At 59.7% G+C, this 25110-nt stretch carries 25 protein-coding genes; 17 read left to right on the forward strand and 8 right to left on the reverse strand.

The annotated features are described in order from the left end of the window. Positions 1-12: 12 nt before the first annotated feature. Genes DFR45_RS09190 through DFR45_RS09205 form a run of 4 tightly spaced genes read left to right on the forward strand, consistent with a single transcriptional unit; the run spans position 13 to position 3796 of the window. The gene (locus DFR45_RS09190; protein ID WP_114483399.1) at positions 13-1488 is read left to right on the forward strand and encodes an NADH-quinone oxidoreductase subunit M; all 1476 of its coding nucleotides are present in this window, start codon (positions 13-15) and stop codon (positions 1486-1488) included. A 24-nt stretch (positions 1489-1512) separates the two neighbouring features. Continuing rightward, positions 1513-3006 (forward strand): NADH-quinone oxidoreductase subunit NuoN, encoded by a 1494-nt coding sequence (gene nuoN, locus DFR45_RS09195; RefSeq protein ID WP_114483400.1) that lies wholly within the window; start codon positions 1513-1515, stop codon positions 3004-3006. Between the two features lie 21 nt (positions 3007-3027). Continuing rightward, positions 3028-3339 (forward strand): DUF2818 family protein, encoded by a 312-nt coding sequence (locus tag DFR45_RS09200; protein ID WP_114483401.1) that lies wholly within the window; start codon positions 3028-3030, stop codon positions 3337-3339. Continuing rightward, the gene (locus DFR45_RS09205; RefSeq protein ID WP_114483402.1) at positions 3326-3796 is read left to right on the forward strand and encodes a DUF1178 family protein; all 471 of its coding nucleotides are present in this window, start codon (positions 3326-3328) and stop codon (positions 3794-3796) included. Before DFR45_RS09200 ends, DFR45_RS09205 begins: the two co-directional genes overlap by 14 nt. On the opposite strand, the gene DFR45_RS09210 is transcribed toward DFR45_RS09205, so the two are convergent. Genes DFR45_RS09210 through DFR45_RS09220 form a run of 3 tightly spaced genes read right to left on the reverse strand, consistent with a single transcriptional unit; the run spans position 3777 to position 5979 of the window. After that, positions 3777-4802, reverse strand: coding sequence for an HD-GYP domain-containing protein (locus DFR45_RS09210; RefSeq protein ID WP_114483403.1), 1026 nt, complete (start codon positions 4800-4802; stop codon positions 3777-3779). The genes DFR45_RS09205 and DFR45_RS09210 overlap by 20 nt on opposite strands. Positions 4803-4823: 21 nt before the next feature. Beyond that, positions 4824-5468, reverse strand: coding sequence for a retropepsin-like aspartic protease family protein (locus DFR45_RS09215; RefSeq protein ID WP_244910964.1), 645 nt, complete (start codon positions 5466-5468; stop codon positions 4824-4826). A 25-nt stretch (positions 5469-5493) separates the two neighbouring features. Further along, entirely contained in the window at positions 5494-5979 is a 486-nt protein-coding gene (locus DFR45_RS09220) for a YajQ family cyclic di-GMP-binding protein (RefSeq protein ID WP_114483405.1), read from the reverse strand. A gap of 97 nt (positions 5980-6076) precedes the next feature. Between DFR45_RS09220 and murB the strand changes: the two genes are divergently transcribed. After that, positions 6077-7150, forward strand: coding sequence for a UDP-N-acetylmuramate dehydrogenase (gene murB / locus DFR45_RS09225; RefSeq protein ID WP_114483406.1), 1074 nt, complete (start codon positions 6077-6079; stop codon positions 7148-7150). A gap of 122 nt (positions 7151-7272) precedes the next feature. On the opposite strand, the gene argG is transcribed toward murB, so the two are convergent. From argG to DFR45_RS09245, 4 genes are all read right to left on the reverse strand, one after another. Continuing rightward, complete coding sequence (gene argG, locus DFR45_RS09230; RefSeq protein ID WP_114483407.1) at positions 7273-8604, reverse strand: argininosuccinate synthase; 1332 nt, start codon at positions 8602-8604, stop codon at positions 7273-7275. 21 nt (positions 8605-8625) lie between these two features. Then, a complete protein-coding gene (gene ppnP / locus DFR45_RS09235) occupies positions 8626-8943 on the reverse strand; it encodes a pyrimidine/purine nucleoside phosphorylase (protein ID WP_114483408.1) in 318 nt (105 codons plus the stop codon). A 122-nt stretch (positions 8944-9065) separates the two neighbouring features. Beyond that, a complete protein-coding gene (locus DFR45_RS09240; RefSeq protein ID WP_114483409.1) occupies positions 9066-9755 on the reverse strand; it encodes a glycine zipper 2TM domain-containing protein in 690 nt (229 codons plus the stop codon). 246 nt (positions 9756-10001) lie between these two features. After that, a complete protein-coding gene (locus DFR45_RS09245; RefSeq protein WP_114483410.1) occupies positions 10002-10361 on the reverse strand; it encodes an SWIB/MDM2 domain-containing protein in 360 nt (119 codons plus the stop codon). Positions 10362-10550: 189 nt separating this feature from the next. Here DFR45_RS09245 and rraA point away from each other — a divergent pair, with 189 nt between their 5' ends. The 9 genes from rraA (at position 10551) to DFR45_RS09290 (ending at position 20482) form a co-directional block, all read left to right on the forward strand. Then, on the forward strand, positions 10551-11084 hold the full coding sequence (gene rraA, locus DFR45_RS09250; protein ID WP_421782382.1) for a ribonuclease E activity regulator RraA: 534 nt from the start codon (positions 10551-10553) through the stop codon (positions 11082-11084). A gap of 285 nt (positions 11085-11369) precedes the next feature. Next, positions 11370-12698 carry an isocitrate lyase gene (gene aceA / locus DFR45_RS09255; protein ID WP_114483448.1) on the forward strand — a complete coding sequence of 443 codons (1329 nt, stop codon included), beginning with the start codon at positions 11370-11372 and terminating at the stop codon, positions 12696-12698. Positions 12699-12951: 253 nt separating this feature from the next. Continuing rightward, complete coding sequence (thrS, locus tag DFR45_RS09260) at positions 12952-14901, forward strand: threonine--tRNA ligase (RefSeq protein WP_114483411.1); 1950 nt, start codon at positions 12952-12954, stop codon at positions 14899-14901. Between the two features lie 81 nt (positions 14902-14982). Continuing rightward, positions 14983-15585: a translation initiation factor IF-3 gene (gene infC / locus DFR45_RS09265; RefSeq protein WP_114483449.1), complete on the forward strand. Its 603-nt coding sequence runs from the start codon at positions 14983-14985 to the stop codon at positions 15583-15585. Positions 15586-15724: 139 nt separating this feature from the next. Next, the gene (rpmI, locus tag DFR45_RS09270) at positions 15725-15928 is read left to right on the forward strand and encodes a 50S ribosomal protein L35 (RefSeq protein ID WP_114483412.1); all 204 of its coding nucleotides are present in this window, start codon (positions 15725-15727) and stop codon (positions 15926-15928) included. Positions 15929-15955: 27 nt separating this feature from the next. Beyond that, positions 15956-16315, forward strand: a complete 360-nt coding sequence (gene rplT / locus DFR45_RS09275) for a 50S ribosomal protein L20 (RefSeq protein WP_114483413.1) — start codon at positions 15956-15958, stop codon at positions 16313-16315. 114 nt (positions 16316-16429) lie between these two features. Beyond that, positions 16430-17506, forward strand: coding sequence for a phenylalanine--tRNA ligase subunit alpha (gene pheS / locus DFR45_RS09280; RefSeq protein WP_114483414.1), 1077 nt, complete (start codon positions 16430-16432; stop codon positions 17504-17506). Between the two features lie 45 nt (positions 17507-17551). Further along, entirely contained in the window at positions 17552-20044 is a 2493-nt protein-coding gene (gene pheT, locus DFR45_RS09285; protein ID WP_114483415.1) for a phenylalanine--tRNA ligase subunit beta, read from the forward strand. Between the two features lie 117 nt (positions 20045-20161). Next, positions 20162-20482, forward strand: a complete 321-nt coding sequence (locus tag DFR45_RS09290; protein ID WP_114483416.1) for an integration host factor subunit alpha — start codon at positions 20162-20164, stop codon at positions 20480-20482. On the opposite strand, the gene DFR45_RS14525 is transcribed toward DFR45_RS09290, so the two are convergent. Next, complete coding sequence (locus DFR45_RS14525) at positions 20437-20580, reverse strand: hypothetical protein (RefSeq protein ID WP_170132852.1); 144 nt, start codon at positions 20578-20580, stop codon at positions 20437-20439. The two genes, DFR45_RS09290 and DFR45_RS14525, sit on opposite strands and share 46 nt — an antisense overlap. 265 nt (positions 20581-20845) lie before the next feature. Here DFR45_RS14525 and ftsH point away from each other — a divergent pair, with 265 nt between their 5' ends. From ftsH to glmM, 3 genes are all read left to right on the forward strand, one after another. Next, positions 20846-22759, forward strand: coding sequence for an ATP-dependent zinc metalloprotease FtsH (gene ftsH, locus DFR45_RS09295; RefSeq protein WP_114483450.1), 1914 nt, complete (start codon positions 20846-20848; stop codon positions 22757-22759). 123 nt (positions 22760-22882) lie between these two features. Next, complete coding sequence (gene folP / locus DFR45_RS09300) at positions 22883-23752, forward strand: dihydropteroate synthase (RefSeq protein WP_114483417.1); 870 nt, start codon at positions 22883-22885, stop codon at positions 23750-23752. Beyond that, positions 23749-25083: a phosphoglucosamine mutase gene (gene glmM / locus DFR45_RS09305; RefSeq protein WP_114483418.1), complete on the forward strand. Its 1335-nt coding sequence runs from the start codon at positions 23749-23751 to the stop codon at positions 25081-25083. Before folP ends, glmM begins: the two co-directional genes overlap by 4 nt. Positions 25084-25110 lie beyond the last annotated feature (27 nt).

Genomic DNA, 25110 nt, shown 5'->3' on the forward strand with positions numbered 1-25110 from the left:
AGAAAAAGAAAAATGGGATTGTTGAGTCTTGCTATTTGGATACCCATTGGCTTTGGTGCGTTATTGCTGACCTTGGGGCGTGAAGGCCAGGTGGTTGCGGTACGCTGGCTTGCCCTGCTGGGCGCATTTCTAGGGCTTTTGGTTACTTTGCCCTTATATGAAGGGTTTAAACTTGGAACGGCGGCGATGCAGTTTGTTGAGAAGACGATCTGGATCGAAAGTTTCAACGTTTACTACCATCTCGGGATCGACGGAATTTCGTTCTGGTTCGTGCCGCTCACGGCGTTTATTACGTTGATCGTGGTTATTGCCTCGTGGGAGTCGGTCACGGAGCGCGTGAACCAATACATGGGCGCCTTTCTGATTCTTTCGGGTCTGATGATCGGTGTTTTTTCCGCGCTCGACGGTATGCTGTTTTATGTCTTCTTCGAGGCGACGCTGATTCCCATGTACCTCATTATTGGTATCTGGGGTGGGCCAAACAAAATCTACGCCGCCTTCAAATTCTTTCTCTACACCCTGCTTGGTTCCTTGCTGATGCTGGTGGCGCTGATCTACCTCTACAACCAATCTGGCGGTAGTTTCGATATCGCTACTTGGCATAAGGTGCCCCTGGGTGCCACGGCGCAGACTTTGCTGTTTTTCGCATTTTTCGCTGCTTTTGCAGTCAAAGTACCCATGTGGCCGGTACATACCTGGCTGCCGGATGTGCACGTGGAAGCACCCACCGGCGGTTCTGCAGTGCTTGCCGCGATCATGCTAAAACTGGGTGCATATGGTTTTTTACGCTTCTCCCTGCCGATCACCCCGGACGCCGCGCATGAGTGGGCCTGGTTGATGATTGCACTGTCGCTGATTGCGGTCGTTTATGTAGGGCTCGTTGCCTTGGTGCAAACCGATATGAAAAAGCTTGTCGCATATTCTTCGGTAGCGCACATGGGTTTTGTGACGCTGGGCTTTTTCTTGTTCAACGAACTCGGGGTTTCGGGTGGGTTAGTACAAATGATCGCCCATGGTTTTGTTTCCGCTGCGATGTTTTTGGCCATAGGTGTTCTTTACGATCGTGTTCATTCTCGCGAAATTGCTGCTTACGGTGGTGTCATCAATACCATGCCCCGGTTTGCCGCATTTGCTTTGCTTTTCTTTATGGCCAATTGTGGTTTGCCCGGAACAGCGGGTTTCGTCGGCGAATGGATGGTGATTCTTGCTGCAGTTCAATCGAATTTCTGGATTGGCCTCACTGCGGCTACAGCGCTCATACTGGGTGCGGCGTACACCTTGTGGATGTTCAAACGAGTGTATCTGGGGCCGATCGCCAATGAAAACGTGCGTAGCCTCAGCGACATCGGTAGCCGAGAGTTTTTGATCCTGACATTGCTCGCTTTGGCGGTATTGGCTATGGGTATTTATCCTCGTCCCTTTACCGACGTGATGAACTCTTCTGTTGCAGAACTGCTGCGCCATGTGGCCCTGTCCAAGCTGAACTGACAAGACTGAACCGAAAGATTCGAGATGATTGATAACATCAGCTGGCTTGCCGTTTATCCAGAGATTGTGCTGCTGGTGATGGCGTGTGTGATCACATTGGTTGACTTGGGGATGCGCAACCACCGCCGCACTGGGACCTACGTGCTGACCCTATTGACACTGGCGGTCGTGGCTGGGTTGCAGGCCATGTACGCGCGCAACGGAAGCACGTTTTACGGCTTTGGCAACATGGTGGTCAGTGACGCCATGGGAAATTGGCTCAAGTGCTTCGCCACGATCGCGGTCATGGTGACGTTGGTTTATGGGCGTTCCTATGCGGCCGATCGAAACATGCTGCGCGGTGGCGAACTATTCACCTTGTCGATGTTTGCCTTGCTAGGCATGTTCATCATGATTTCGGGCAATCACCTGCTGGTGATCTACCTCGGTCTGGAGTTGCTTACCTTGTCGAGTTACGCGCTCGTTGCGCTGCGACGTGACGATGTCAGGGCGACGGAGGCCGCCATGAAGTATTTCGTGCTCGGCGCCATGGCCAGTGGTTTCCTGCTGTATGGCCTGTCCATGCTTTACGGGGCGACAGGCTCTTTGGACATTGGCCAAGTGTTCAAGGCAGTGATTTCGGGCCAGGTGCGCCATCAGGTGCTGGTTTTTGGGCTGGTCTTCTTGGTCAGTGGCTTGGCTTTCAAACTGGGCGTAGTGCCGTTTCACCTGTGGATTCCTGATGTGTACCATGGCGCTCCCACGGCCATCACACTGATGATTGGTGCGGCTCCCAAACTTGCCGCATTTGCGATCACCATTCGTCTTTTGGTGGATGGGCTTTTGCCGATGGCGATCGATTGGCAACAGATGCTGGCCATCATGGCGATTGCTTCTTTGCTGTTGGGAAATTTGGCCGCGATTGCGCAAACCAATTTGAAGCGTATGTTGGCCTATTCCACGATTGCGCAGATGGGTTTCGTGCTACTCGGTTTGCTGTCGGGCGTGGTGAATGGCCAAGTGGATGCCATTGCGGTACAAACTGCCTATAGCTCCGCCATGTTTTATGTGGTGACTTATGTCTTGACCACTTTGGCCAGCTTTGGCGTGATATTGCTGCTGGCGCGTGAGGGCTTCGAGAGTGAGGAGATCTCTGATTTTGCAGGTCTGAATCAGCGTAGCCCCTTGTACGCAGCAGTGATGGCAATCTGTCTGTTCTCTTTGGCGGGCATTCCGCCTCTGGTGGGTTTTTATGCAAAACTTGCCGTTTTACAGGCCTTGATCGCGTCGGGGCAGGCGTCTTATATTGCTTTGGCTGTATTTGCGGTCATCATGTCGCTGATCGGCGCTTTTTATTATTTGCGGGTGATCAAAGTGATGTATTTCGATGCCCCATTGACAGCCACGAGCGTGTCTGCAGGCGCTGATGTGCGCGTGGTGCTCACACTCAATGGTGCGCTGGTGCTTTTGCTTGGTTTGCTGCCTGGCGGGTTGATGGCTTTGTGCTCGGACGCTGTTTTGCGTGCACTGGTCACCTGATTTTTGCACCTCCATTCCCCAATGAGCCAGACTTCATCGATATGGCTTGTGATATTGGCCGCCGCTTTGGCGGCCAATCTCCCTTTTTTGAGCCAGCGTTATTTCTTTTTCGGCCCGCGGGCGCGAGGTAAAAAAACGCTATGGCTGCGGCTTCTGGAGTTGCTTGTCTTGTATTTTTGCGTAGGCGCACTGGCTTTGCTACTGGAGCGGCGCCTGGGCCAGATAAGCCCGCAGACCTGGGAGTTTTATGCCGTGACGGGGGCATTGTTTTTGACGCTAGCTTTCCCAGGTTTCGTTTACCGTTATTTGTTGCATCGCCATGAAGGTGCTTGACTTGAAGTGTCGGCAAGCCCATTGCTTTGAGGGCTGGTTTGCGTCCGAAACTGACTTTCAGGCGCAAATGCAGCGGGGCCTGGTGCAATGCCCTTTATGTGGCGATACGCAAGTGGACAAGCAACTGAGTGTTCCGCGCTTGAACCTTGGTGCCAAAGCGCCTCGTGCGGCAGGTGGGCCAGACGAAGGTTCGTTACCGGTGGCGACACCCTCTGGCGAGGGCGCGCCTGCCACTTTGCAGGGCGCCTGGCTGGCGCTCACGCGCAAAATCATCGCGCATACCGAGGACGTCGGGGATCGGTTTGCCGAAGAGGCGCGGCGTATGCATAGCGGTGAGGCCCAGGAACGGGCGATCCGCGGCCAAGCCTCCGCAGCGGAGGCCGCGCAATTGCGCGCGGAAGGGATTCCCGTGATTCCATGGATGGTGCCGCAGGCGCTCAAGGAAACGCTGCAATAGAAGAGGGTGGTTTGACGAGATGCAAGCTGCGCTGCGCGGCGTAAAGACCCAGGCGAACCATCGTTCTGTGATCCTGCTTTAAAAGCACCGCGGAGCGCGGTAGCGAGGATACGATGCGCAGTTTGCTATTTGCCGTGTCGTGAATCGACGGCTTGGGGTAATTCTTCCCGCTGCGATTCAGCAAACTGGCGACGATGGGATGGTTGGTGGCTGTGCCACGACGCAACACGAGTGCGGTGTCGCCATTGTCCAGGCGCACGAAAACGCCTGGCGGACACAGGCCGAGCGCACGCACCAGCGCGCGGTTGACTTCATCTGTGGTATCGGCGTTGCGGCTGAAAATGGCGCGCACCGACTCCGTGATGCTGCGGCCGGCGCGGCTTCGGCGGGGGCTGATCATTGCAGCGTAGCGGTCTATGGTGCTCAGGATGCGCACGAGTCGCTCTGGCGGCGCTTGTGCTGACAGGGCCTTGCTCGAAGGGGGGAATTGGGTATGGTGTAGCTGCACCACGCGCAGCCAGAGTTCATCTTCGACGTGCAAGCCTTCGAGCAGATCACGCCCCTTTTGTGCATGCTCGCGGATGGCGTTTTGCTGCTCTGCGCTGGGTTTTTCGCGCTGTTGTGCCAACTCGTTTTGGAGCGCAGTCATGCCGATGTTCATCGTCAGCGCCGCTTGCACCAGGCTGTCGCGCTCTGGTTTGCTAAGCTGCAGCTCTTGCGTCAGCACGTGGCACAGCGTGGCACAGACCAAGGCATGCGAGGCGCTGTAGCCCACAGCCGAGGTGCTGGCGAGCTGAAACATCAGGTAGAGTCCCGCGTCGGTGTCATGCGCCATCAGATCCTGCAGCCAACGGTCGAGTTGCTGCACTTTGCCGGGGAAGTGCTGCACTTGCAAGGGGGCGGACAACAAGACTGCGAGGGCAGATTCCAGGTCGGCCCAGAGACCGAGCAAGTCCTCGTACTCTCCTTCGTGGCTGCGGTAGCCCCAGGCGGATGGCGGTGACATGCTTGCGTCGCAGGTAAGGCTTTAGCGCTTTTCCAGCACCATCCGGTCGTTCATCCGGGTCATTTGGAACTCTGTAAGAAAGCTGTTTCCCAGCAGCACGAAGGGCATGGGTTGGGGTGTCACGATGGCCTCGACGCCGAAAACCTCGACGTCGCCAATGCGTACCGAGTCCAGCTTGATGCGCCATCCCTGCGCAATGCCGTTTGCGGTGCTCAAGCGCACGGGCTGGCCTTTTTGGTAGTTCAAGCCCAGACGATCGGCGTCGGGGCGGCCGATTCCGACCATGGAAGCCCCGGTGTCCACCAAGAAGTCCATGCTACGTCCATTGATGGTGCCGCTGCCGACGAAATGGCCGCGTCCGTCGGCAAGCAGGGTGACGCGCCGGCCGCTACCGCCCAGGCTGCCCACGCTCAGTGGGGCTTCTCCGAGCCGCAGGTTGCGCCGCTGGCCATTGACTTCCACCACGGCGTCTTCGCGGCCCACGGAGAGTACCTTGACGCCCTGGTGGACGTCACCCTCTGCCATGCTGCGCGGCGGGCTGCCATTGATGACAAGGAGCGCCTTGCTCCCCAGAATGCCCGACAGGGCCACCGCTTGCTCGGCGTGCAAGGGAACTCCGAGCAGGGTGGCACTGGAGAGCAGAGCCACCGCGGTGAGAAAACGCAGGGCGTGGCGCCGAAAGGACGGCATCTCAGTCGCGGAAGTTGTTGAAAGACAGGGGGACTTCTGTAACCTCTCTGCGCAGCAGCGCCATTGCGGCCTGCAGATCGTCGCGTTTGGCGCCCGTGACACGCACCGCTTCCCCCTGGATGCTGGCCTGCACTTTGAGCTTGCTGTCCTTGACCAGGCGTTGGATTTTTTTGGCCAGATCGTTTTCGATGCCGCTGCGCACCTTGGCCACCTGCTTGACCTTGTCGCCGCCGACTTTCTGTACTTCGCCCATGTCGAGAAAGCGCACATCCACATTGCGCTTGGCGAGTTTGGTGCGCAGGACGTCGGCGATCTGCGTGAGCTGGAATTCAGCGTCGCCCAGCAATGTGATCTCTTTGTCTTTGAGTTCGATACTGGCGGATGTACCTTTGAAGTCGAAGCGGGTGGCGATTTCCTTGGCGGTGTTTTCGACGGCGTTTTTGACCTCGACGAGGTCGGGCTCGCACACGGTGTCAAAGGATGGCATGGTGGTTTTTAGTGGGTGGATCAGGGAACTGCTGCCGCACGGGCTGCAATGTCAAGTGCGCCGCACTCTATTGGGTCAAGAATGCGAAAATCGCCCTATGTTAGTCGAGAAAAACTGTTCTTTGCAGCCCTTCAACAGCTTCGGCATTGCAGCGCGTGCACAGACGCTGGTGCATGTGCGCTGCGTCGATGACATTTTGCAGTTGCTGGCGCATGAGGAACTGGGGCGCGGGCCTTTTTTCGTGCTCGGTGGCGGCAGCAACATCGTGCTCACGGGGGATGTGAAGGCGGTGGTGCTCAAAATGGAAATCAAAGGTCTGCGTCTGCTCGAAGACACGCCGCAAGCCTGGATCGTGGAGGCCGGTGCGGGCGAGCTTTGGCACGATTGTGTGCGCTGGACGCTGGCCCACGGCCTGCCCGGCCTGGAAAACCTGGCGCTGATTCCGGGTACCGTGGGCGCCGCGCCGGTGCAAAACATCGGCGCCTATGGGGTGGAGCTGCAGGATCGTTTTGAGTCGCTCGACGCCGTGGACCTGGCAACCGGGCAGTGCTTTACCCTGGATGCGGCGCAGTGCGGTTTTGCCTATCGCGACTCGGTGTTCAAACATGCCCCCTCCCAGCCGACGGCGAATGGTGGACTGCCGCGCGGCATGGGGTTGGCCGGGCGTGCCGTGATCACGCGCGTGCGCCTGCGCCTGCCCAAGCCCTGGAAGGCGGAGCTGGGCTACCTCGACCTGCAGCGTCGCAGCGCCGAGACAGGGATTGCGCAGCCCACGGCGCAGCAGGTGTTCGAATGGGTCTGCGCCATCCGTCGCGCCAAACTGCCTGATCCGCGGGTGGTGGGCAATGCAGGAAGTTTCTTCAAGAACCCGACCGTCACCCCCGAGCAATGCCTCGACATCATTGCGCGCGATCCCCGGGTCGTGCACTACCCCATGACCGACGGCAGCTTCAAGCTGGCGGCAGGTTGGTTGATCGATGCGTGCGGCTGGCGTGGCAAGTCGGTTGGCAAGGCCGGGGTGTATGAAAAGCAGGCGCTGGTGCTGGTCAACCGCGGGCATGGTCAGGACAGTGTGACCGGCGGCGAGGTCATGACACTGGCGCGGGCGATCCAGACCAGCGTCTATGAGCGCTTTGGCATTCGCCTGGAGCCCGAGCCTGTGGTGGTATAACGGCAGTTAGCTCATTTTATGATAGCTTCTTGCGCTTGTGTTTAAAGCGCTAGATGCCAAAAACACCATCAAAAAACCGCCTGAAGGCGGTTTTTTGATGGAGGAACATGTTTTCCCGCCGATCAGGATTCGTTACCCAGCAGCGGCAAGGGAGAATCCTTGCTCGTCGCGAGCAGCCCTGCCTGAGCGTAGATGCCTAGCTTGGCGCGCGTGTCCACGATATCGAGGTTGCGCATCGTTAGTTGCCCGATGCGGTCGCGCGGCGAGAACATGGACTCGCCCTTTTCCATGGTCAGGCGCTCGGGGTGGTAGGTGAGGTTGGGGCTTTCGGTGTTGAGCAGCGAGTAGTCGTTGCCACGGCGAAGCTCCAGCGTCACCGTGCCAGTGATGGCGCGCGCCACCCAGCGTTGGGCCGCCTCCCGAAGCATGATGGCCTGCGGGTCGAACCAGCGGCCCTGGTAGAGCAGGCGGCCGAGCTTCATGCCATTCATGCGGTATTGCTCGATCGTGTCTTCGTTGTGGATGCCGGTCACGAGGCGTTCGTAGGCGATGTGCAGCAGCGCCATGCCAGGCGCTTCGTAGATGCCGCGGCTCTTGGCTTCGATGATGCGGTTTTCGATCTGGTCGCTCATCCCGAGGCCGTGGCGGCCGCCGATGCGGTTGGCTTCGAGGATCAGCGCCACTGGGTCGTCGAACTCGACGCCGTTCAGCGCCACGGGCTGGCCTTCTTCGAAGCGCACGCTGACTTCTTCGGCCAACACCTTGCAATCGTCGCGCCAGAAAGGCACGCCCATGATCGGGTTGACGATGCGGATGCCACTGTTCAGGTATTCAAGGTCTTTGGCTTCGTGCGTGGCGCCCAGCATGTTGCTGTCGGTGCTGTAGGCCTTTTCGGAGCTCATTTTGTAATCGAAGCCATTGGCGATGAGAAATTCGCTCATCTCCTTGCGGCCGCCGAGTTCGTCGATGAACTTCTGGTCAAGCCAGGGCTTGTAGATTTTGAGGGCCGGGTTGGTCAGTAGGCCGTAACGATAAAAGCGCTCGATGTCGTTGCCCTTGTAGGTGCTGCCATCGCCCCAGATATGGACGTCGTCCTCTTTCATCGCGGCCACGAGCATGGTGCCGGTGACGGCGCGGCCCAGCGGCGTGGTGTTGAAATAGGTCAGTCCCGCGGTGGAAATGTGAAAGGCACCCGCCTGCAGCGCGGCGATGCCTTCGTGTGCGAGCTGTTTGCGGCAGTCGATCAGACGAGCCTTTTGTGCACCGTATTCGAGCGCTTTGCGCGGGATGGCTTCGTAGTCGGGCTCGTCAGGTTGGCCCAGGTTCGCAGTGTAGGCATAGGGCAGAGCGCCTTTGCGCTGCATCCAGAGCAGCGCAGCGCTGGTGTCTAGGCCGCCTGAGAAGGCGATGCCGACTTTCTGCCCGACAGGCAGGTCTTGGAGGATCGTGGCCATAAGATTGGATGGGTGCGGGATTCAGCCGAAATGACAGATATAGTGATACACCTCGTCGACGCGAATGTCGAACGAGGAATTGCCGGGGATGCTGAATGCCTCACCAGGGCCCGAGCGCAGCCAGGCGTCGCTGCCGGCAAGCTTGTATTCGCAGCCCCCTGCGACGCATTCCATGGTTTCGGGCGCACCGGTCTGGAAGGTGAGCGTGGCGGGCAGGATGACGCCCACCGATTTGCGCGTGCCGTCAGGCATGGTAATGCCGTGGCTGATACATTTACCGTCAAAATAGACGCTGGCTTGGGTGGCGACGCTGACGCCGTCAATTTTCTCGGTGGTCATTAAGCAAGTGCAAAGAGAAAAAGCTTGGTATTGTAGGGTAGGGTTTTCAGGAGGCAGTACCGGCCACGTCGGCGCGCTCAAGCTTCTACGTATCCTATGGCTTGCCTATGTTTCTTGCGCTTTCAGTGTCTGCGCCAGTGGCTTGCGGAATGGATGTTTGCATAACCCAGTTGCAGGCTCACCGCCGGCATGAGTGCATACACGGGGACCCAAGGCTGATAGTAATATGACAACGGTGCTGGGGTATAAGTCCCGGGCGGGGTGGATGCCGGAGGATAGGTAGGCGCTTGTTGCTGCGGAGTGGTGTAGCTGGCAGGAGGGGGGCTGGCAGGTGTAGTCACCACGGGCTGCACCACAACAGGAATGGTCGGCCCAGGGTCGGTTGGCGTGCGAGTGGTATAGCGACGCCCAGCATATTCGTATACAACATCGTACCCAATGGTGCGATTTTCGTAGCGGGTTTCCGTGGTGCATCGTTGCACGTTTTGTTGGGCAGGGTGGGCATTGCTTTCCACCTGATTGCCTAGTAAAGCGCCGCCAATGATGCCTACAGCAGTGGCGGCGGCTCGTCCTCCGCCATTGCCAATGGTGTTGCCCGCGGCGCCGCCTGCGAGCGCACCAAGCACGGCCCCTGCACCAGTAGGCTGGTTGTTACTGTATATGGTTTCATTGGAGCAAACCTGCTGCGGGATCGCCACTTGTTGAATGACTGGGGTGGCAGAAATTACGCGGGCTTGTTCCTGCGGAACTTGCTGAGCCGAGGCAAGCATTGCCAGCATGGTCACGCTACAGAAAATGATTGTCTTGCGCATGGAAAACTCCTTCACGGTACCTCAATAACGTACCGACTGCTCGAAAGGTTGAGTCTTCGAGTGCTTATGCAAGCTACTTTACCCGCCAGGGGCGGGGGTGCTTCTTTCGTAAGCAATTTTATCTATGGTGACCGACTTGGAGTAGAGCATGCTCGCCTGAGTGAGCCCATGGCGGCCGCACGAAAAAGACCGGTGAACCGGTCTTTTTTTTGTGAGGTCCGTGTCGCGTCGTAGCGCTTCGTGCGCTCAAGAGGTGTGCTTGCCGACCAATCCAGCGAGTTCGAACATGGTGACTTGCTTCTTGCCGAACAAGGGTTGCAACTTGGCGTCGGCGTTGATGTTGCGCTTGTTCTTTGCATCTTGCAGTTGGTGCGCTTTGATATAAACCCATAGCTGCTTGATGATCTCTGTGCGGGGCAGAGGTTCCGAGCCTACGATGGCGGCTAGCGCGGGGCTGGGAGTCAATGGCTTCATGAAAGCAGCGTTGGGTGGGCGCTTTGGGGTGGGCGCAGCAGCTTGGGCCTTGGTTTTGGTAGCAGGCGCTTGGGTTGCGCTTGAGGTCTTGGCGGCGGTTTTTTTTGCCGCAGCTTTTTTTGCTGTTGCCATCTCGGAGTTTCCTTGTTGGATGTAAATTGCGCCAGCGAAACCTGCTCTGTTGCTGGCACAGTGGATGCTATAGGGAAATGAGGCGCTTTCCTATGCGGCGCTACCCTTGCAGGCTGAAATTTGTGTGAAAAAAGGGACAGTTGACCCTCCTCGTCCATCTCGACGCAGCACGAAAACCATGAATTTCAAATGATGAAAGATACCTTCCAGATGACAACGCCCGCTTGCCCTACCTTCAGCACTTGTGATTTTTGTGATGCCCACAAGGGTGATGACAGTGGAGCTTTTCGCGTGCTGCCCCCTGTGTTTCAGATTTATGGCGCTGCGCCGGTCTTTTGTGGGCCGGTGAGCACGGTGCAATGCTTCGAGGACAACAGTCTGGTCAAAGCCGCGGTCGAATCCCCGGGATTGGGGCGCGTGCTCGTGGTCGATGGAGGTGGCTCCTTGCGCCGCGCCTTGGTCGGCGGTAACTTGGCGGCTGCGGCTGCGCGCAATGGTTGGGCTGGGGTCGTGATCGATGGTTGTGTGCGCGATGTAGCGGAGCTCCATGCGGCTGCGATCGGGATACGTGCCCTTGGATTGATGCCGTTGCCGACGGAAAAACGCGGCACGGGCCTGCGCGATGTGGCAATACGCATCCAGGGTGTATGGGTGCGCCCCGGTGATTGGTTGTACGCCGATGCAGACGGCATCGTCGTGAGCATGCGTCCCTTGCATGAATGAGCCTCGGGGAGGATGGAACTGCTTTTCCTTGCAAAAAATTTCATATTGAGAAAATTATGTCATTCAATGTGGAATTTCGCATGCTGCAGTGCCGCAAAATTTCTCGATATGAGAAATCATTTTTTATATGGAGAAATTATTTGCTAACCCATTGTTTTTCAATCGGAAATTTATGTCTTGTATAAGACATAAGATTTGCGCCAACTCTTATAGAAGACTTAAAGTGGCTCCTGTGGGTAGGCGTTTCGCTGCCCTCTCTGTTTTGCAACTCTCGGAGTGAATTTCATGTCGCAATCTCGCACGTCACCGACCCGTCAACAGCAAATCGAGGCCCTCGAAAAAGACTGGGCGAGCAATCCACGCTGGAAAGGCATCAAGCGTGGCTACACGGCCGCCGACGTGGTGCGTCTGCGCGGTAGTCTGCAGCCCGAATACACGCTGGCGCAGCGTGGCGCCGAAAAGCTGTGGGAAAAGATCAACGGCGGTGCCAAAAAGGGTTATGTGAACGCCTTTGGTGCAATCTCTGCCGGCCAGGCGATGCAACAGGCCAAGGCGGGGCTGGAAGCCGTGTACCTCTCGGGCTGGCAAGTCGCCGCCGATGGCAACACCAGCGAAACCATGTACCCTGACCAGTCGCTGTATGCCTACGACTCGGTGCCGACCATGGTGCGCCGCATCAACAACACCTTCAAGCGTGCCGACGAAATCCAATGGAGCCGCGGCATCGAGCCTGGTTCGCCGGAGTTCATCGATTATTTCCTGCCTATCGTCGCCGATGCTGAAGCTGGTTTTGGTGGTGTGCTCAATGCCTTCGAACTGATGAAGAACATGATCGCTGCGGGCGCTGCGGGGGTGCACTTCGAAGACCAACTCGCTGCCGTCAAAAAATGTGGTCATATGGGTGGCAAAGTGCTCGTTCCCACTCAAGAAGCGATTGAAAAGCTGATTGCAGCCCGCTTCGCCGCCGACATCATGGGCGTGCCCACCATCGTGCTCGCGCGCACCGACGCCGAAGCCGCGAACTTGATCACGAGCGACCACGATGCCAACGACAAGCCGTTTCTTACGGGCGAGCGAACGCAAGAAGGGTTCTTCCGTGTCAAAAATGGCCTGGAGCAAGCCATCAGCCGCGGCGTGGCCTACGCGCCTTATGCCGACTTGGTGTGGTGCGAAACGGGCACGCCGGACCTCGGCTTTGCGCGTGAATTCGCCCAGGCCGTTCAGGCCAAGGCTCCGGGCAAGCTGCTTGCCTACAACTGTTCCCCGAGCTTCAACTGGAAGAAAAACCTCGACGACAAGACCATCGCCGAGTTCCAGGACAAACTCGCGGAAATGGGCTACAAGTATCAGTTCATCACCCTGGCCGGCATCCACATCAACTGGTACAACACCTTCATGTTTGCTTACCACTATGCGCGTGGGCAGGGCATGAAGCACTACGTCGAAATGGTCCAGGAGCCCGAGTTCAAGGCGCGCGAATTGGGTTACACCTTCGTGTCGCACCAGCAAGAGGTGGGTGCGGGTTACTTCGATGATGTGACCACCGTGATCCAGGGGGGCAGCTCCAACGTCAAGGCCCTGAGTGGGTCGACCGAAGAAGAGCAGTTCCATTGAGTGTTGCAGCACCTCGGACGAGAGATTGGCAGTAAACCCGCCATGCCAGGAGCGGGTTTGCAGCGAGCTAAAATTCCATTGCTTTGCCGCTGTGGGGTAGCTTGAAAAGGCCAAAGTAGCTTCGCGCCTCTTACGTGGTTTATGAGTAAAAACCGGCGTTTTCGCCCGCGCATCTTGCCGAGGGTGCTATAAAAATTTTTCGAACAGCGCGAAGTCCGCGCTGTTCTTGTTTTCTGATCGAGGAATCTTGCAAATGACGGAAGCGATCCAAGCCTCTTGCCGGCCCGTGCGCCTGACCTTGCCCGATGGTTCCACGCGGGAGTTTCCTGGGCCCGTGACGGTGGCCGAAGTGGCGCAGTCTATTGGCGCGGGTTTGGCCAAGGCAGCGCTGGGAGGCAAGGTTGATGGCAAGCTCGTGGACACGAGTTACACCATAGACCACGACGCCACGGTTTCCATCATCACCGCAAAGGACCCCGAAGGGCTGGAGATGATCCGTCACTCCACGGCACACTTGCTCGCCTATGCAGTCAAGGAACTATTTCCCGATGCGCAAGTGACCATAGGCCCGGTGGTCGACAACGGCTTTTACTATGACTTCAGCTACAAGCGCCCTTTTACGCCCGAAGACTTGGCTGCGATCGAGAAAAAAATGGCCGAACTCGCCGCCAAGGATGAGCCCGTGGTACGTCGTGTGCTGCCGCGCGACGAAGCCGTGGCGTATTTCAAGCGCATGGGCGAAAACTACAAGGCTGAGATCATCGCGAGTATCCCAAGCAATGAAGAAGTGAGTCTGTACCGGGAGGGTAAGTTTGAAGACTTGTGCCGCGGGCCACACGTGCCGAGTACGGGCAAGCTCAAGCATTTCAAGCTCATGAAGGTGGCGGGCGCATACTGGCGCGGCGACCACCGCAACGAGATGCTGCAGCGCATCTACGGTACCGCCTGGGCCACGAAAGAGGAGCTGCAGCAGTACCTCGCCATGCTCGAGGAGGCCGAAAAGCGCGACCATCGCAGGCTGGGGCGCGAACTCGACCTGTTCCACATCGATGACCATGCGCCCGGCGTGGTGTTCTGGCATCCCAAAGGTTGGGCGATATGGCAGGAAGTCGAGCAATACATGCGCCGCGTTTACCGCGACAACGGCTATCTGGAGGTCAAGGGGCCGCAGCTACTAGACAAAACGCTGTGGGAAAAGACCGGCCACTGGGACAAGTACCGCGACAACATGTTCATCACCGAGAGCGAAAAGCGTGAATACGCGCTCAAGCCGATGAACTGCCCAGGGCACCTTCTGATTTTCAAGCAAGGAATCAAGAGTTACCGCGACTTGCCGCTACGCTACGGCGAGTTTGGCCAGTGCCATCGCAATGAGCCGTCGGGCGGGCTGCACGGCATCATGCGCGTACGGGGCTTTACGCAGGACGATGGCCACATTTTTTGCACCGAAGACCAGATCCTGCCCGAATGCATCGCCTACACCAGCTTGCTGCAGAAGGTGTACCGCGATTTTGGCTTCGAGCACATCATTTACAAGGTGGCCACGCGGCCCGAAGCGCGCATCGGTTCGGACGCAAGTTGGGACAAGGCAGAACATGCGCTCATGGAGAGTTTGCGCGCTTCCGGCTGCGAATTCGAGCTCGCGCCGGGTGACGGCGCCTTTTATGGGCCGAAGATCGAATATACGCTCAAGGATGCCATAGGCCGCCAATGGCAGTGTGGCACCATGCAGGTCGATTTTTCGATGCCCGAGCGGCTCGATGCCGAGTACGTGGGCGAAGATGGGGCGCGCCATCGTCCCGTGATGTTGCACCGCGCCATCGTGGGAAGCCTCGAGCGGTTCATCGGCATTTTGATCGAACAGCACGCGGGTGCTTTGCCGGTTTGGCTCGCGCCCGTGCAGGTCGCGGTGCTCAACATCACCGACGCGCAGGCCGATTACTGTCGCGAAATTGCCGCGAAACTACAAAAAGCATTGCCGAATCAAGACCTTAGGGTTGCGACTGATCTGCGCAACGAAAAGATTACCTATAAAATACGCGAGCATTCCTTGCAGAAGCTGCCCTACATCCTCGTCGCCGGCGAGAAGGAGAAGGCGGCTGGAGCGGTTGCCGTGCGTGCGCGGGGCAACAGAGATCTGGGTATGATGTCTCTCGATGCCTTTGTCGAGCGTATTGCCCAAGATCTCGCAGCAAAAGTCTGATCGCTGTGAAGTCGGGCGCCATGCTTGGCATCAGCGTGCAGCAAAGAGTTTTCATCATTTTTGATTTCAAGGAAAAGTACCATCGCTACCGAATTTCGTGACCGTCGTCAGCGTGAAGAGCGCAAGCACCGACTGAACCGGGAAATTACTGCGCCTGAAGTGCGCCTGAGCGGCCCCAATAACGAGCCTCTGGGGGTTGTGAGCCTTTCCGAGGCTTTGCGTATGGCGGGTGAGCTGGATGTCGATCTGGTTGAGATTGCACCCATGGCAAGTCCGCCTGTGTGTCGTCTGGTCGATTACGGCAAGTTCAAGTATCAAGAGCAAAAACGCGCTGCCGAGGCCAAGGCCAAGCAGACGGTGATAGAGATCAAGGAGGTCAAGTTTCGTCCTGGGACGGACGAGGCTGACTACCAGATCAAAATGCGCAACATCCGCCGTTTTTTGGCCGAAGGCGACAAGTGCAAAATCACGCTGCGTTTTCGTGGGCGCGAAATTACCCATCAGGAACTCGGTTTGGCGCTTCTCAATCGCATTCGGGACGACCTTGGCGACGCCATCGTCGTCGAGCAGTTCCCGAAGCTCGAAGGGCGGCAGATGATCATGATGATCGCACCTGGCAAGAAAAAAACTGCAGCCAAAACGACAGAGGCCGGCACTTCGGCTTCCACTGCGGCTGCAGCCTGAAATCGGCGTGCGCGCTTTCAAAGAGTGCGCTGCGATGCGGCAAAGCAATGATGCTTTGCCGCCAAAAGTGGCTCGGGGCTTCCAAGTTTGCAGGTCGGTTTGCAAACGCCTCGCGAGCACAAACCAAGAGGAGCATGCAATGCCCAAAATGAAGACCAAGAGCAGCGCGAAAAAGCGTTTTCGCGTTCGTCCCGGTGGTACCGTCAAGCGCGGTCAAGCCTTCAAGCGTCACATCCTGACCAAGAAGACCACCAAAAACAAGCGTCACCTGCGTGGGGCTGTCAATGTGCATGAGACCAACCTTGGTCACGTCGCGCAGATGATGCCTTTTGCCGGTCTGTAATCGCTAGACGAACAAGGAGTAACGCATATGCCTCGCGTTAAACGTGGCGTCACTGCCCGTGCCCGTCACAAAAAAGTTCTCGCCCTGGCCAAGGGCTTCCGCGGTCGCCGCGGCAACGTTTTCCGCATCGCCAAGCAGGCGGTGATGAAAGCGGGTCAGTACGCCTACCGCGACCGCCGCGCGAAAAAGCGCGTATTCCGCCAGCTCTGGATCGCGCGTATCAACGCCGCGGCCCGTGAACTGGGTCTGACCTACAGCCAATTCGCCAATGGGCTGAAGAAAGCCTCGATCGAGATCGATCGCAAAATGTTGGCCGACCTCGCCGTGCACGACAAGGCGGCGTTCGGCAGCATCGTCGACCAGGTCAAGGCCAAGCTGGCCGCCTGAGTTGGCTGCGTGTGCGAGTGCTGCGAGCAGTTATTTTTTGATAGCTGCTTGCGCAGTCAAGGCAAGGGTTAGCGCTTGAAAGGCACTAGCCCTTGTTGTTTTTGAGAAGTCGATATGAACGATTTGGATTCTCTGGTCGAAAGCGCGGCGCGCCTGTTCGCGCAAAGCAACACGCCGGCGGAACTGGAAAATGCCAAGGCGCAGTTCCTCGGCAAGTCCGGGCGCTTGACCGAGCTCATGAAGGGGCTCGCGCAGCTTTCCGTCGAGGAGAAAAAAACGCGCGGTGCGGCCATCAACGCGGCCAAGCAGGCCATAGAAGCAGCGCTGCAGGCGCGCCGCCAGGCGCTGGCCGAGGCGCAGTTGCAGGCGCAATTGCAGGCCGAGGCGCTCGATGTGAGCTTGCCGGGCCGCCAGCGTGGCGCCGGGGGCTTGCACCCGGTGTCGCGCACGCTGGAGCGTATCCAGGCCATTTTTGGCTCCATGGGTTTTGACGTGGCCGACGGGCCTGAGATCGAGACCGACTGGTTCAACTTCACCGCATTGAACACGCCACAAGACCATCCGGCGCGTTCCATGCACGATACTTTTTACGTTGAAGGTGGCACTGAAAACGCGCCCCACCTGCTGCGCACACACACCAGCCCGATGCAAATCCGCTACGCCGTGCAGCATGTCAAGAAGCACCGCGCCGCGCAAGGTCTGGGCGAAGATGGCGGAGAACCGTTTGCCGGCCCCATGCCCGAAATCCGCGTGATCGCGCCAGGGCGCACCTACCGCGTCGACAGCGACGCCACGCATTCGCCCATGTTCCACCAGTGTGAAGGCTTGTGGATTGGCGAGAACGTGAGCTTCAAAGACCTGAAGGTCGTCTTCACCGACTTTTGTCGGGCTTTTTTCGAAAACGACGACCTGGTGCTGCGCTTTCGGCCGAGTTTTTTCCCGTTCACCGAGCCCAGCGCCGAAATCGACATCCAGTTTCCGACCGGGCCGCTCGCGGGGCGCTGGCTCGAGGTCGCGGGATCAGGCCAGGTGCACCCTACGGTGGTGCGCAACATGGGGCTGGATCCCGAAAAATTCATTGGTTTTGCCTTTGGCATGGGGCCCGATCGTCTCACCATGCTGCGCTACGGCGTGAACGACCTGCGCCTGTTCTTCGATGGCGACATCCGCTTTTTGTCGCAGTTCCAATGAGCCGCGGTGCGCCCCCGCGGGCGGCCACCTTTTGATCGTTTGACCATGCAATTTCCTGAATCCTGGTTGCGCAGCTTCTGCAACCCACCCCTTTCCACGACCGAGCTCGCCGAAACATTGACCATGGCGGGCCTAGAGGTCGAGGAACTGCGCCCTGGGGCACCGCCTTTTTCAGGTGTAGTGGTGGGAGAAATCAAAGAGGCGGTGCAACACCCGGACGCCGATCGGCTGCGCGTGTGCCAAGTCGACGTAGGGCAGGGCGCTTTGCTGAACATCGTGTGCGGTGCGCCCAATGCGCGGCCGGGCATCAAAGTGCCGTGCGCGCTCGTCGGGGCCGAACTGCCGCCTGGGCCCGATGGCAAGCCATTTCGCATCAAGACGAGCAAGCTGCGCGGGGTCGAGAGCCAGGGCATGCTGTGTTCGGCGCGTGAGCTGCAGCTCTCTGATGACCACGGCGGTTTGCTCGAACTCGCGCCCGATGCGCCCGTGGGGCAGGATGTGCGGGTGTGGTTGAACCTTGACGATACCCTTTTCACGCTCAAGCTCACGCCGAACCTTGCGCATTGCCTGAGCGTGTACGGCGTGGCGCGCGAGCTTTCTGCCTTGACGGGCGCGCCGCTGCAACCGCTTGCTTTCCCCAGCGTGCCCGTGGGTTGCACCGATAAATTGCCCGTGCAGGTGCTGGCGCCGGATTTGTGCGGGCGTTTTTCGGGCCGCATCGTGCGTAACGTGAACACGCGCGCGCAAACGCCGCAGTGGATGGTCGACAGGCTCGCACGCTGCGGGCAGCGCAGTGTGTCGCCGCTGGTCGACATTTCGAATTACGTGATGTTCGAGCTCGGACGGCCTTCGCACATTTTCGACCTCGACAAGATCCACGGCGACCTCGAGGTGCGCTGGGGTCGGCCGGGCGAGCAGCTCAAGCTGCTCAATGGCAATACGGTGAGCGTCGATGAAAAGGTCGGCGTGATCGCCGATGCGCAAGGCGTGGAATCGCTCGCAGGCATCATGGGCGGCGACGCCACGGCGGTGTCGGACGCCACGCGCAACATCTACATCGAAGCCGCCTTCTGGTGGCCCAAGGCCGTCGCGGGGCGCTCACGGCGCTACAACTTTGCAACCGATGCGGGGCACCGCTTCGAGCGCGGCGTCGATCCAGAGCACACCGTCGAGCACATCGAGCGCATCACGCAACTTGTGCTGGACATCTGCGGCACGCCTGAAACTGTCTGCGGGCCGATCGACGACCAGCGCGTGCGTATGCCTGTGCGGCAACCCGTGAGACTGCGCGTGGCGCGCGCATGCAAAGTCCTGGGCATGCCTCTGACGCAGGCGCAATGCAGCGAGGCGCTCGCGCGGCTGGGGTTGGAGGTGACACCGAAAAACACCCCGGATGCCACCCCGGACGCGGCGGATGGGGGCATCCTCGAGGTCGTGCCGCCGTCCTACCGCTTCGATCTGGCGATCGAGGAGGACTTGATCGAAGAAGTCGCGCGCATGGTTGGCTACCAGCGACTGCCTACGACGCCGCCGCTCGCGCCGGTCACGCCGCGCGTCGCGCCCGAAACGCAGCGCAGCCCGTTTGCGGTGCGCCGTGCCCTGGCTGCGCTGGGCTATCAGGAGACGATCAACTTCAGCTTCGTCGAAGAGTGCTGGGAGCAGGAGCTTGCCGGCAACACACAGCCCATCCGCCTGCTCAACCCGATTGCAAGCCAAATGAGCGTAATGCGCTCGTCTTTGCTTGGCTCTTTGCTACAGGTTTTGCGTTTCAACCTGGACCGCAAGGCGCAGCGGGTGCGCGTGTTCGAGTTGGGTCGCGTCTTTTTGCGCGACGCCAGCGTACCCGACAGCGACCGCACGGTCGCGGGCGTACACCAGCCCATGCGCGTCGCAGGGTTGGCCTACGGCCTCGTCGATAGGCTGCAGTGGGGGCAAAAGGCGCGTGAAGTCGATTTTTTTGACGTCAAAGGTGACGTACAAGCCTTGCTCGCGCCGTTCGAGGCCGATTTCGAGCCCGCCGAGCATCCGGCCATGCACCCTGGGCGCTGCGCGCGCGTGCTGCTGGGTGGACAAGCCATTGGCTTCATCGGTGAGTTGCACCCACGTTGGTGCCAGGGATGGGAGCTGCCGCAGGCGCCGCAGCTGTTCGAGCTCGAACTCGAGGCTGTGCTGCAGCGCCCCTTGCCGCAAGCGCGGCCCGTAGCACGCCAGCAGCCGGTGGAGCGTGATTTGGCTGTGGTGGTGGCCGAGGGCGTGACTTTTGCCCAAGTGCAAGCAGCAATCACGGCAGCCATTGCGCCGAATCTGCTGCAGGCGGTGGTGTTGTTCGACGTTTATAAGCCCCAGGCGCAGTCCGCGCGTGATGGCACTGCGGCGGCAGCGGGAGTATCTGGTGTGAGGCCTGGTGAAAAAAGCCTCGCAGTGCGTATCACGCTCGCGCGTGAGGGTGCGACCCTGACCGAAGCCGAGATCGACGCCGCCATGCAAGCCGCCGTGGCTGAACTCGCTCGGCGTCTTAAGGCGCGCTTGCGTGCCTGAGCGACGAGCAGGAATATCGGAATGGACTTACACAAGCAAGGATGCAGCAAAGTGTTTTCCCTTGGGGCTGGCGCCTTGCCTGACCTCGATTTGCGTAAGTCGTGTCGGAGTAGCCCAATGATCGAATTGACCGTAGAAAACCTCGAAACCCCAGCCTTGACCAAGGCGCAGCTGGCGGAATTGCTGTTCGACCAGATTGGTTTGAACAAGCGCGAATCCAAAGAAATGGTCGAGGCTTTTTTCGAGCTGCTCGTGCAAAGCCTCGTCAAAGGTGAGGACGTGCGCCTGACGGGTTTTGGCACCTTTCAGGTGCGTACCAAGGCTTCACGGCCGGGGCGCAATCCACGCACAGGCGAGTTGATTCCGATCAAGGCGCGCCGTGTGGTCACGTTTCATGCGAGCAGCAAGCTCAAAGAGCAGGTGCAGGCGGCGGGGTGAGAGCGTTCTGCGCCCTGTCCTAGGAGCCTGTCGGACTTTGGAATCGTCGGCTGCGAACGCGCCGCAACGGCCCATTTTTTACCGGCTTCTTGCCCCATAGCACCACTATGGGGCTGCGAATCCGGCAAAAACTGGCCTCGCTGGGGCGCATTCTCGCTATCGACGCCCAAAGTCCGACAGGCTCCTAGGAACCTGACGCACATTGGACCATGGCGAGCCAATGAATGGCCTCAAGCCCTATGGTGATGATGGGAAATGCCAATCGGTCTTTGCGCTTGAAATGCCTAAAATGCCCTGCACATGGGGGCTGGCTCGGTGTTGCGAGCCAATGGTTTTGATCCCTAGGGGAAACTGGAGTTGCGCTTGAAGAATCAATGGTTTTCAAAAATCGCCGTGTGGCTGGTCATCGCCATGGTGCTGTTCACGGTGTTCAAACAGTTCGACGGTCGCGTGAGCCCGAGTGCGTCGTATGTTGGATATTCCGATTTCTTGGCGGAAGTCCGCAACAACCACATCAAGAGCGCGACCATCCAGGAAGGGCAAAGCGGTACCGAGATCATCGCTCTCACCAACGATGACCGGCGTATCCGCACGACGGCCACGTACCTCGATCGTGGTCTGATCGGTGACCTCATCAACAACAACGTCAAGTTCGACGTGAAGCCGCGCGAAGAGGGTTCGCTGCTCATGACGCTGCTCGTGAGCTGGGGGCCCATGCTGCTGCTGATCGGTGTGTGGGTGTATTTCATGCGCCAGATGCAGGGCGGCGGCAAGGGCGGGGCCTTCAGCTTCGGCAAGAGCAAGGCGCGCATGCTCGATGAAAACACCAACACCGTCACCTTCACCGACGTGGCCGGCTGCGACGAGGCCAAGGAAGAGGTCAAGGAGGTCGTGGACTTCCTCAAAGACCCGCAAAAATTCCAGAAGCTCGGCGGACGCATTCCGCGGGGTCTGCTGCTCGTCGGGCCGCCGGGCACCGGCAAGACTTTGCTTGCCAAGGCGATCGCGGGCGAAGCCAAGGTGCCGTTTTTCAGCATTTCGGGCTCTGACTTCGTCGAGATGTTCGTAGGCGTGGGGGCGGCGCGAGTGCGCGACATGTTCGAGAACGCCAAGAAGAACGCGCCTTGCATCATCTTCATCGACGAAATCGACGCCGTGGGCCGCCAGCGCGGTGCGGGCCTGGGCGGCGGTAACGATGAGCGCGAGCAGACGCTCAACCAGATGCTGGTCGAGATGGACGGCTTTGAGACCAACCTCGGCGTGATCGTGATCGCGGCGACCAACCGCCCCGACATTTTGGATGCAGCCCTGTTGCGCCCCGGGCGCTTCGACCGGCAGGTGTACGTTACCTTGCCCGACATCCGCGGCCGCGAGCAGATTCTGAATGTGCACATGCGCAAGATTCCGGTCGGGCAGGATGTGAGTGCGAGCATCATCGCGCGCGGCACGCCGGGCATGAGCGGCGCTGATCTGGCGAACCTGTGCAACGAGGCTGCATTGATGGCCGCACGCCGCAATGCGCGTGTGGTCGAGATGCAGGACTTCGAGCGCGCCAAGGACAAAATCCTCATGGGCCCCGAGCGCAAGAGCATGGTCATGCCCGAGGAGGAGCGCCGCAACACCGCCTACCATGAGGCCGGTCATGCGCTCATAGGCCGGTTGCTGCCCAAGTGCGATCCGGTGCACAAGGTCACCATCATTCCGCGTGGCCGCGCGCTCGGCGTGACCATGAGCCTGCCCGAAAAAGACCGCTACAGCTACGACCGTGAATACATGCTCAACCAGATCAGCATGCTGTTCGGCGGCCGCATCGCCGAAGAGGTGTTCATGCACCAGATGACCACGGGCGCCTCCAACGACTTCGAGCGTGCCACGCAAATCGCGCGCGACATGGTCATGCGCTACGGCATGAGTGACGCGCTGGGGCCCATGGTCTATGCTGAAAACGAGGGTGAGGTGTTCCTGGGCCGCTCGGTCACCAAGACCACCAACATGAGCGAAGAAACCATGGAAAAGGTCGATCGCGAGGTGCGCCGCATCATCGACGAGCAATACGCTTTGGCGCGGCGCTTGATCGAGGAGCACAGCGACAAGATGCACGCCATGGCCAAGGCGCTGCTCGAATGGGAAACCATAGACAGCGAACAACTCGACGACATCATGGCCGGCAGAGAGCCGCGCCCGCCCAAGGATTGGACGCCACGCACGCCCTCGTCGGGCGGAGGCTCGGGCGGCACGCCCGCGGTGACGGCCGATCCGGCGCCTACGGCGGCATGATCCAATAGCTTCCAGGCAGTTCTCGGCCTGGAACCTGTTGACGAAACGGGGCATGAGGCCCCGTTTTTTTCACGCATCTTGACCTTTCATCCACATTCCTTCCTCTTCTCGGAAACACCGCAGATGTTCTGGCACACGGCGCGTTTTCGTATCGACCTGTCGCGTCCCCAGGTCATGGGCATCGTGAACGTCACGCCGGACTCTTTCTCCGACGGTGGCCAGCACGCGACGACCGCGGCGGCGCTTGCGCACTGCGAGCAGTTGCTGAAAGAGGGCGCGGACATTCTCGACATCGGTGGTGAGTCCTCGCGCCCCGGCAGCGCGCCGCTGCCGCTGGAGGACGAGCTCGCGCGCGTGCTGCCCGTGGTGCGTGCCGCAGTGCGCCTGGGTGTGCCGGTATCCGTCGATACCTACAAGCCGCAGGTCATGCAGGCCGCACTCGATCTGGGTGCGGACATCGTCAATGACATCTGGGCGCTGCGCCAGCCCGGCGCGGCGCAAGTGGTGGCTGCGCACCCTGCCTGCGGCGTGTGCCTGATGCACATGCACCGCGATCCACAAACCATGCAGCTCGCGCCCATGCAAGGCGACGCATTGCCGCAGGTGCTTCGCTTTTTGCAGCTACAAGCGCAGGCGCTGCAAGCGCTAGGCGTCGAAAAAGCACGTATTGCGCTGGACCCCGGCGTGGGTTTCGGCAAAACGGTGGAGCAGAATTTCGCGCTGCTCGCGCGCCAGCGCGAATTGCTTGCGATGGGCCACCCCTTGCTCGTGGGCTGGTCGCGCAAATCGGCGCTCGGCGCCGTGACGGGGCTGCCCGTGGAGGAACGCCTGGCGCCCAGTGTGGCCGCGGCGCTGTTGGCCGTGGAGCGCGGTGCGCACATCGTGCGCGTACATGACGTGCGCGCCACGGTGGCCGCACTCGCAGTCTGGCGTGCGGCCTGCCAGGCGGAGCGAGATTCCCAAGAGACGACAACGAAAGAGGCACAAGCATGACGCGCAAATTTTTCGGCACCGACGGTATCCGCGGCACGGTGGGGCGGCCGCCGATCACGCCGGACTTCGTGCTGCGCCTGGGCCACGCCGTAGGCCGGGTGCTGCGCCAGACGGAAGAGCGCCCGACGGTGCTGATCGGCAAGGACACGCGCATCTCGGGCTACATGCTCGAGAGCGCGCTCGAATCGGGCTTCAACTCCGCTGGCGTCGATGTGGTGCTGCTCGGCCCGCTGCCCACGCCGGGTGTGGCCTACCTCACGCGTGCGCAACGCGCGAGCCTGGGCGTGGTCATCAGCGCGAGCCACAACCCGTACCCTGACAACGGCATCAAGTTTTTCAGCGCACAGGGCAGCAAGCTGCCAGACGCCTGGGAGCAGGCCGTCGAAGCCGCGCTCGACGAGCCACCCCAGTGGGCCGATTCGGCTAGCCTGGGCAAGGCGCGCCGGCTCGGCGATGCGGCGGGGCGCTACATCGAGTTTTGCAAGAGCACTTTTGCGCAGGACTTGACGCTCAAGGGGCTCAAGATCGTCGTCGATGCGGCCCACGGCGCGGCCTACCAGGTGGCGCCCAAGGTGTTTCACGAACTTGGTGCGGACGTGCTGGCCATAGGCTGCGCGCCCGACGGCACCAACATCAACGATGGCGTCGGCGCGACCCATCCCGATGCGCTCGTGCGTGCCGTGCGCGCGAACCAGGCGGATTACGGCATCGCGCTCGACGGCGACGCCGACCGCCTGCAGATGGTCGATGCGCAAGGGCGCCTTTACAACGGCGACGAGCTGCTGTACTTGCTCGTGGCCGACCGCATGGGGCGTGATGAATACGTGCCGGGCGTGGTCGGCACCTTGATGACCAACATGGGCGTGGAATTGGCCCTGAAGGCGCGCGGCGTCAAGCTGGTGCGCGCCGCCGTGGGCGACCGTTACGTGCTCGAAGAGCTTGAGCGCCATCACTGGGTGCTAGGCGGCGAGAGCTCGGGCCATTTGCTGATCCTGGACCGCCACACCACGGGAGATGGCCTCGTCAGTGCGTTGCAGGTCTTGCAGGCCTGCGTGCGCAGTGAGCGCAGCCTGGCGCAGCTGCTCGCGGACGTGCAGCTCTTTCCGCAAGTGCTGCTCAACGTGCGCCTGGCGCCGGGGCAGGATTGGCGCCAAAACCGCCTGCTTGCCGAGGCTGCCCGGTCGGTGGAGCAGGAGCTGGGCGACAACGGCCGCATGCTGATCCGCGCGAGCGGCACCGAGCCATTGCTGCGCGTGATGGTCGAGGCGCGCGATGCGCGGCAGGCCAACGCCTGCGCGCAAAGGCTCGCGGATGCGGCGCGGGCCGATTGATAATTTGCAGTTTGCCACGGGATGCAA

Origin of the sequence: Extensimonas vulgaris, from assembly GCF_003337425.1 — a bacterium.
Lineage (GTDB): Bacteria > Pseudomonadota > Gammaproteobacteria > Burkholderiales > Burkholderiaceae_C > Extensimonas > Extensimonas vulgaris.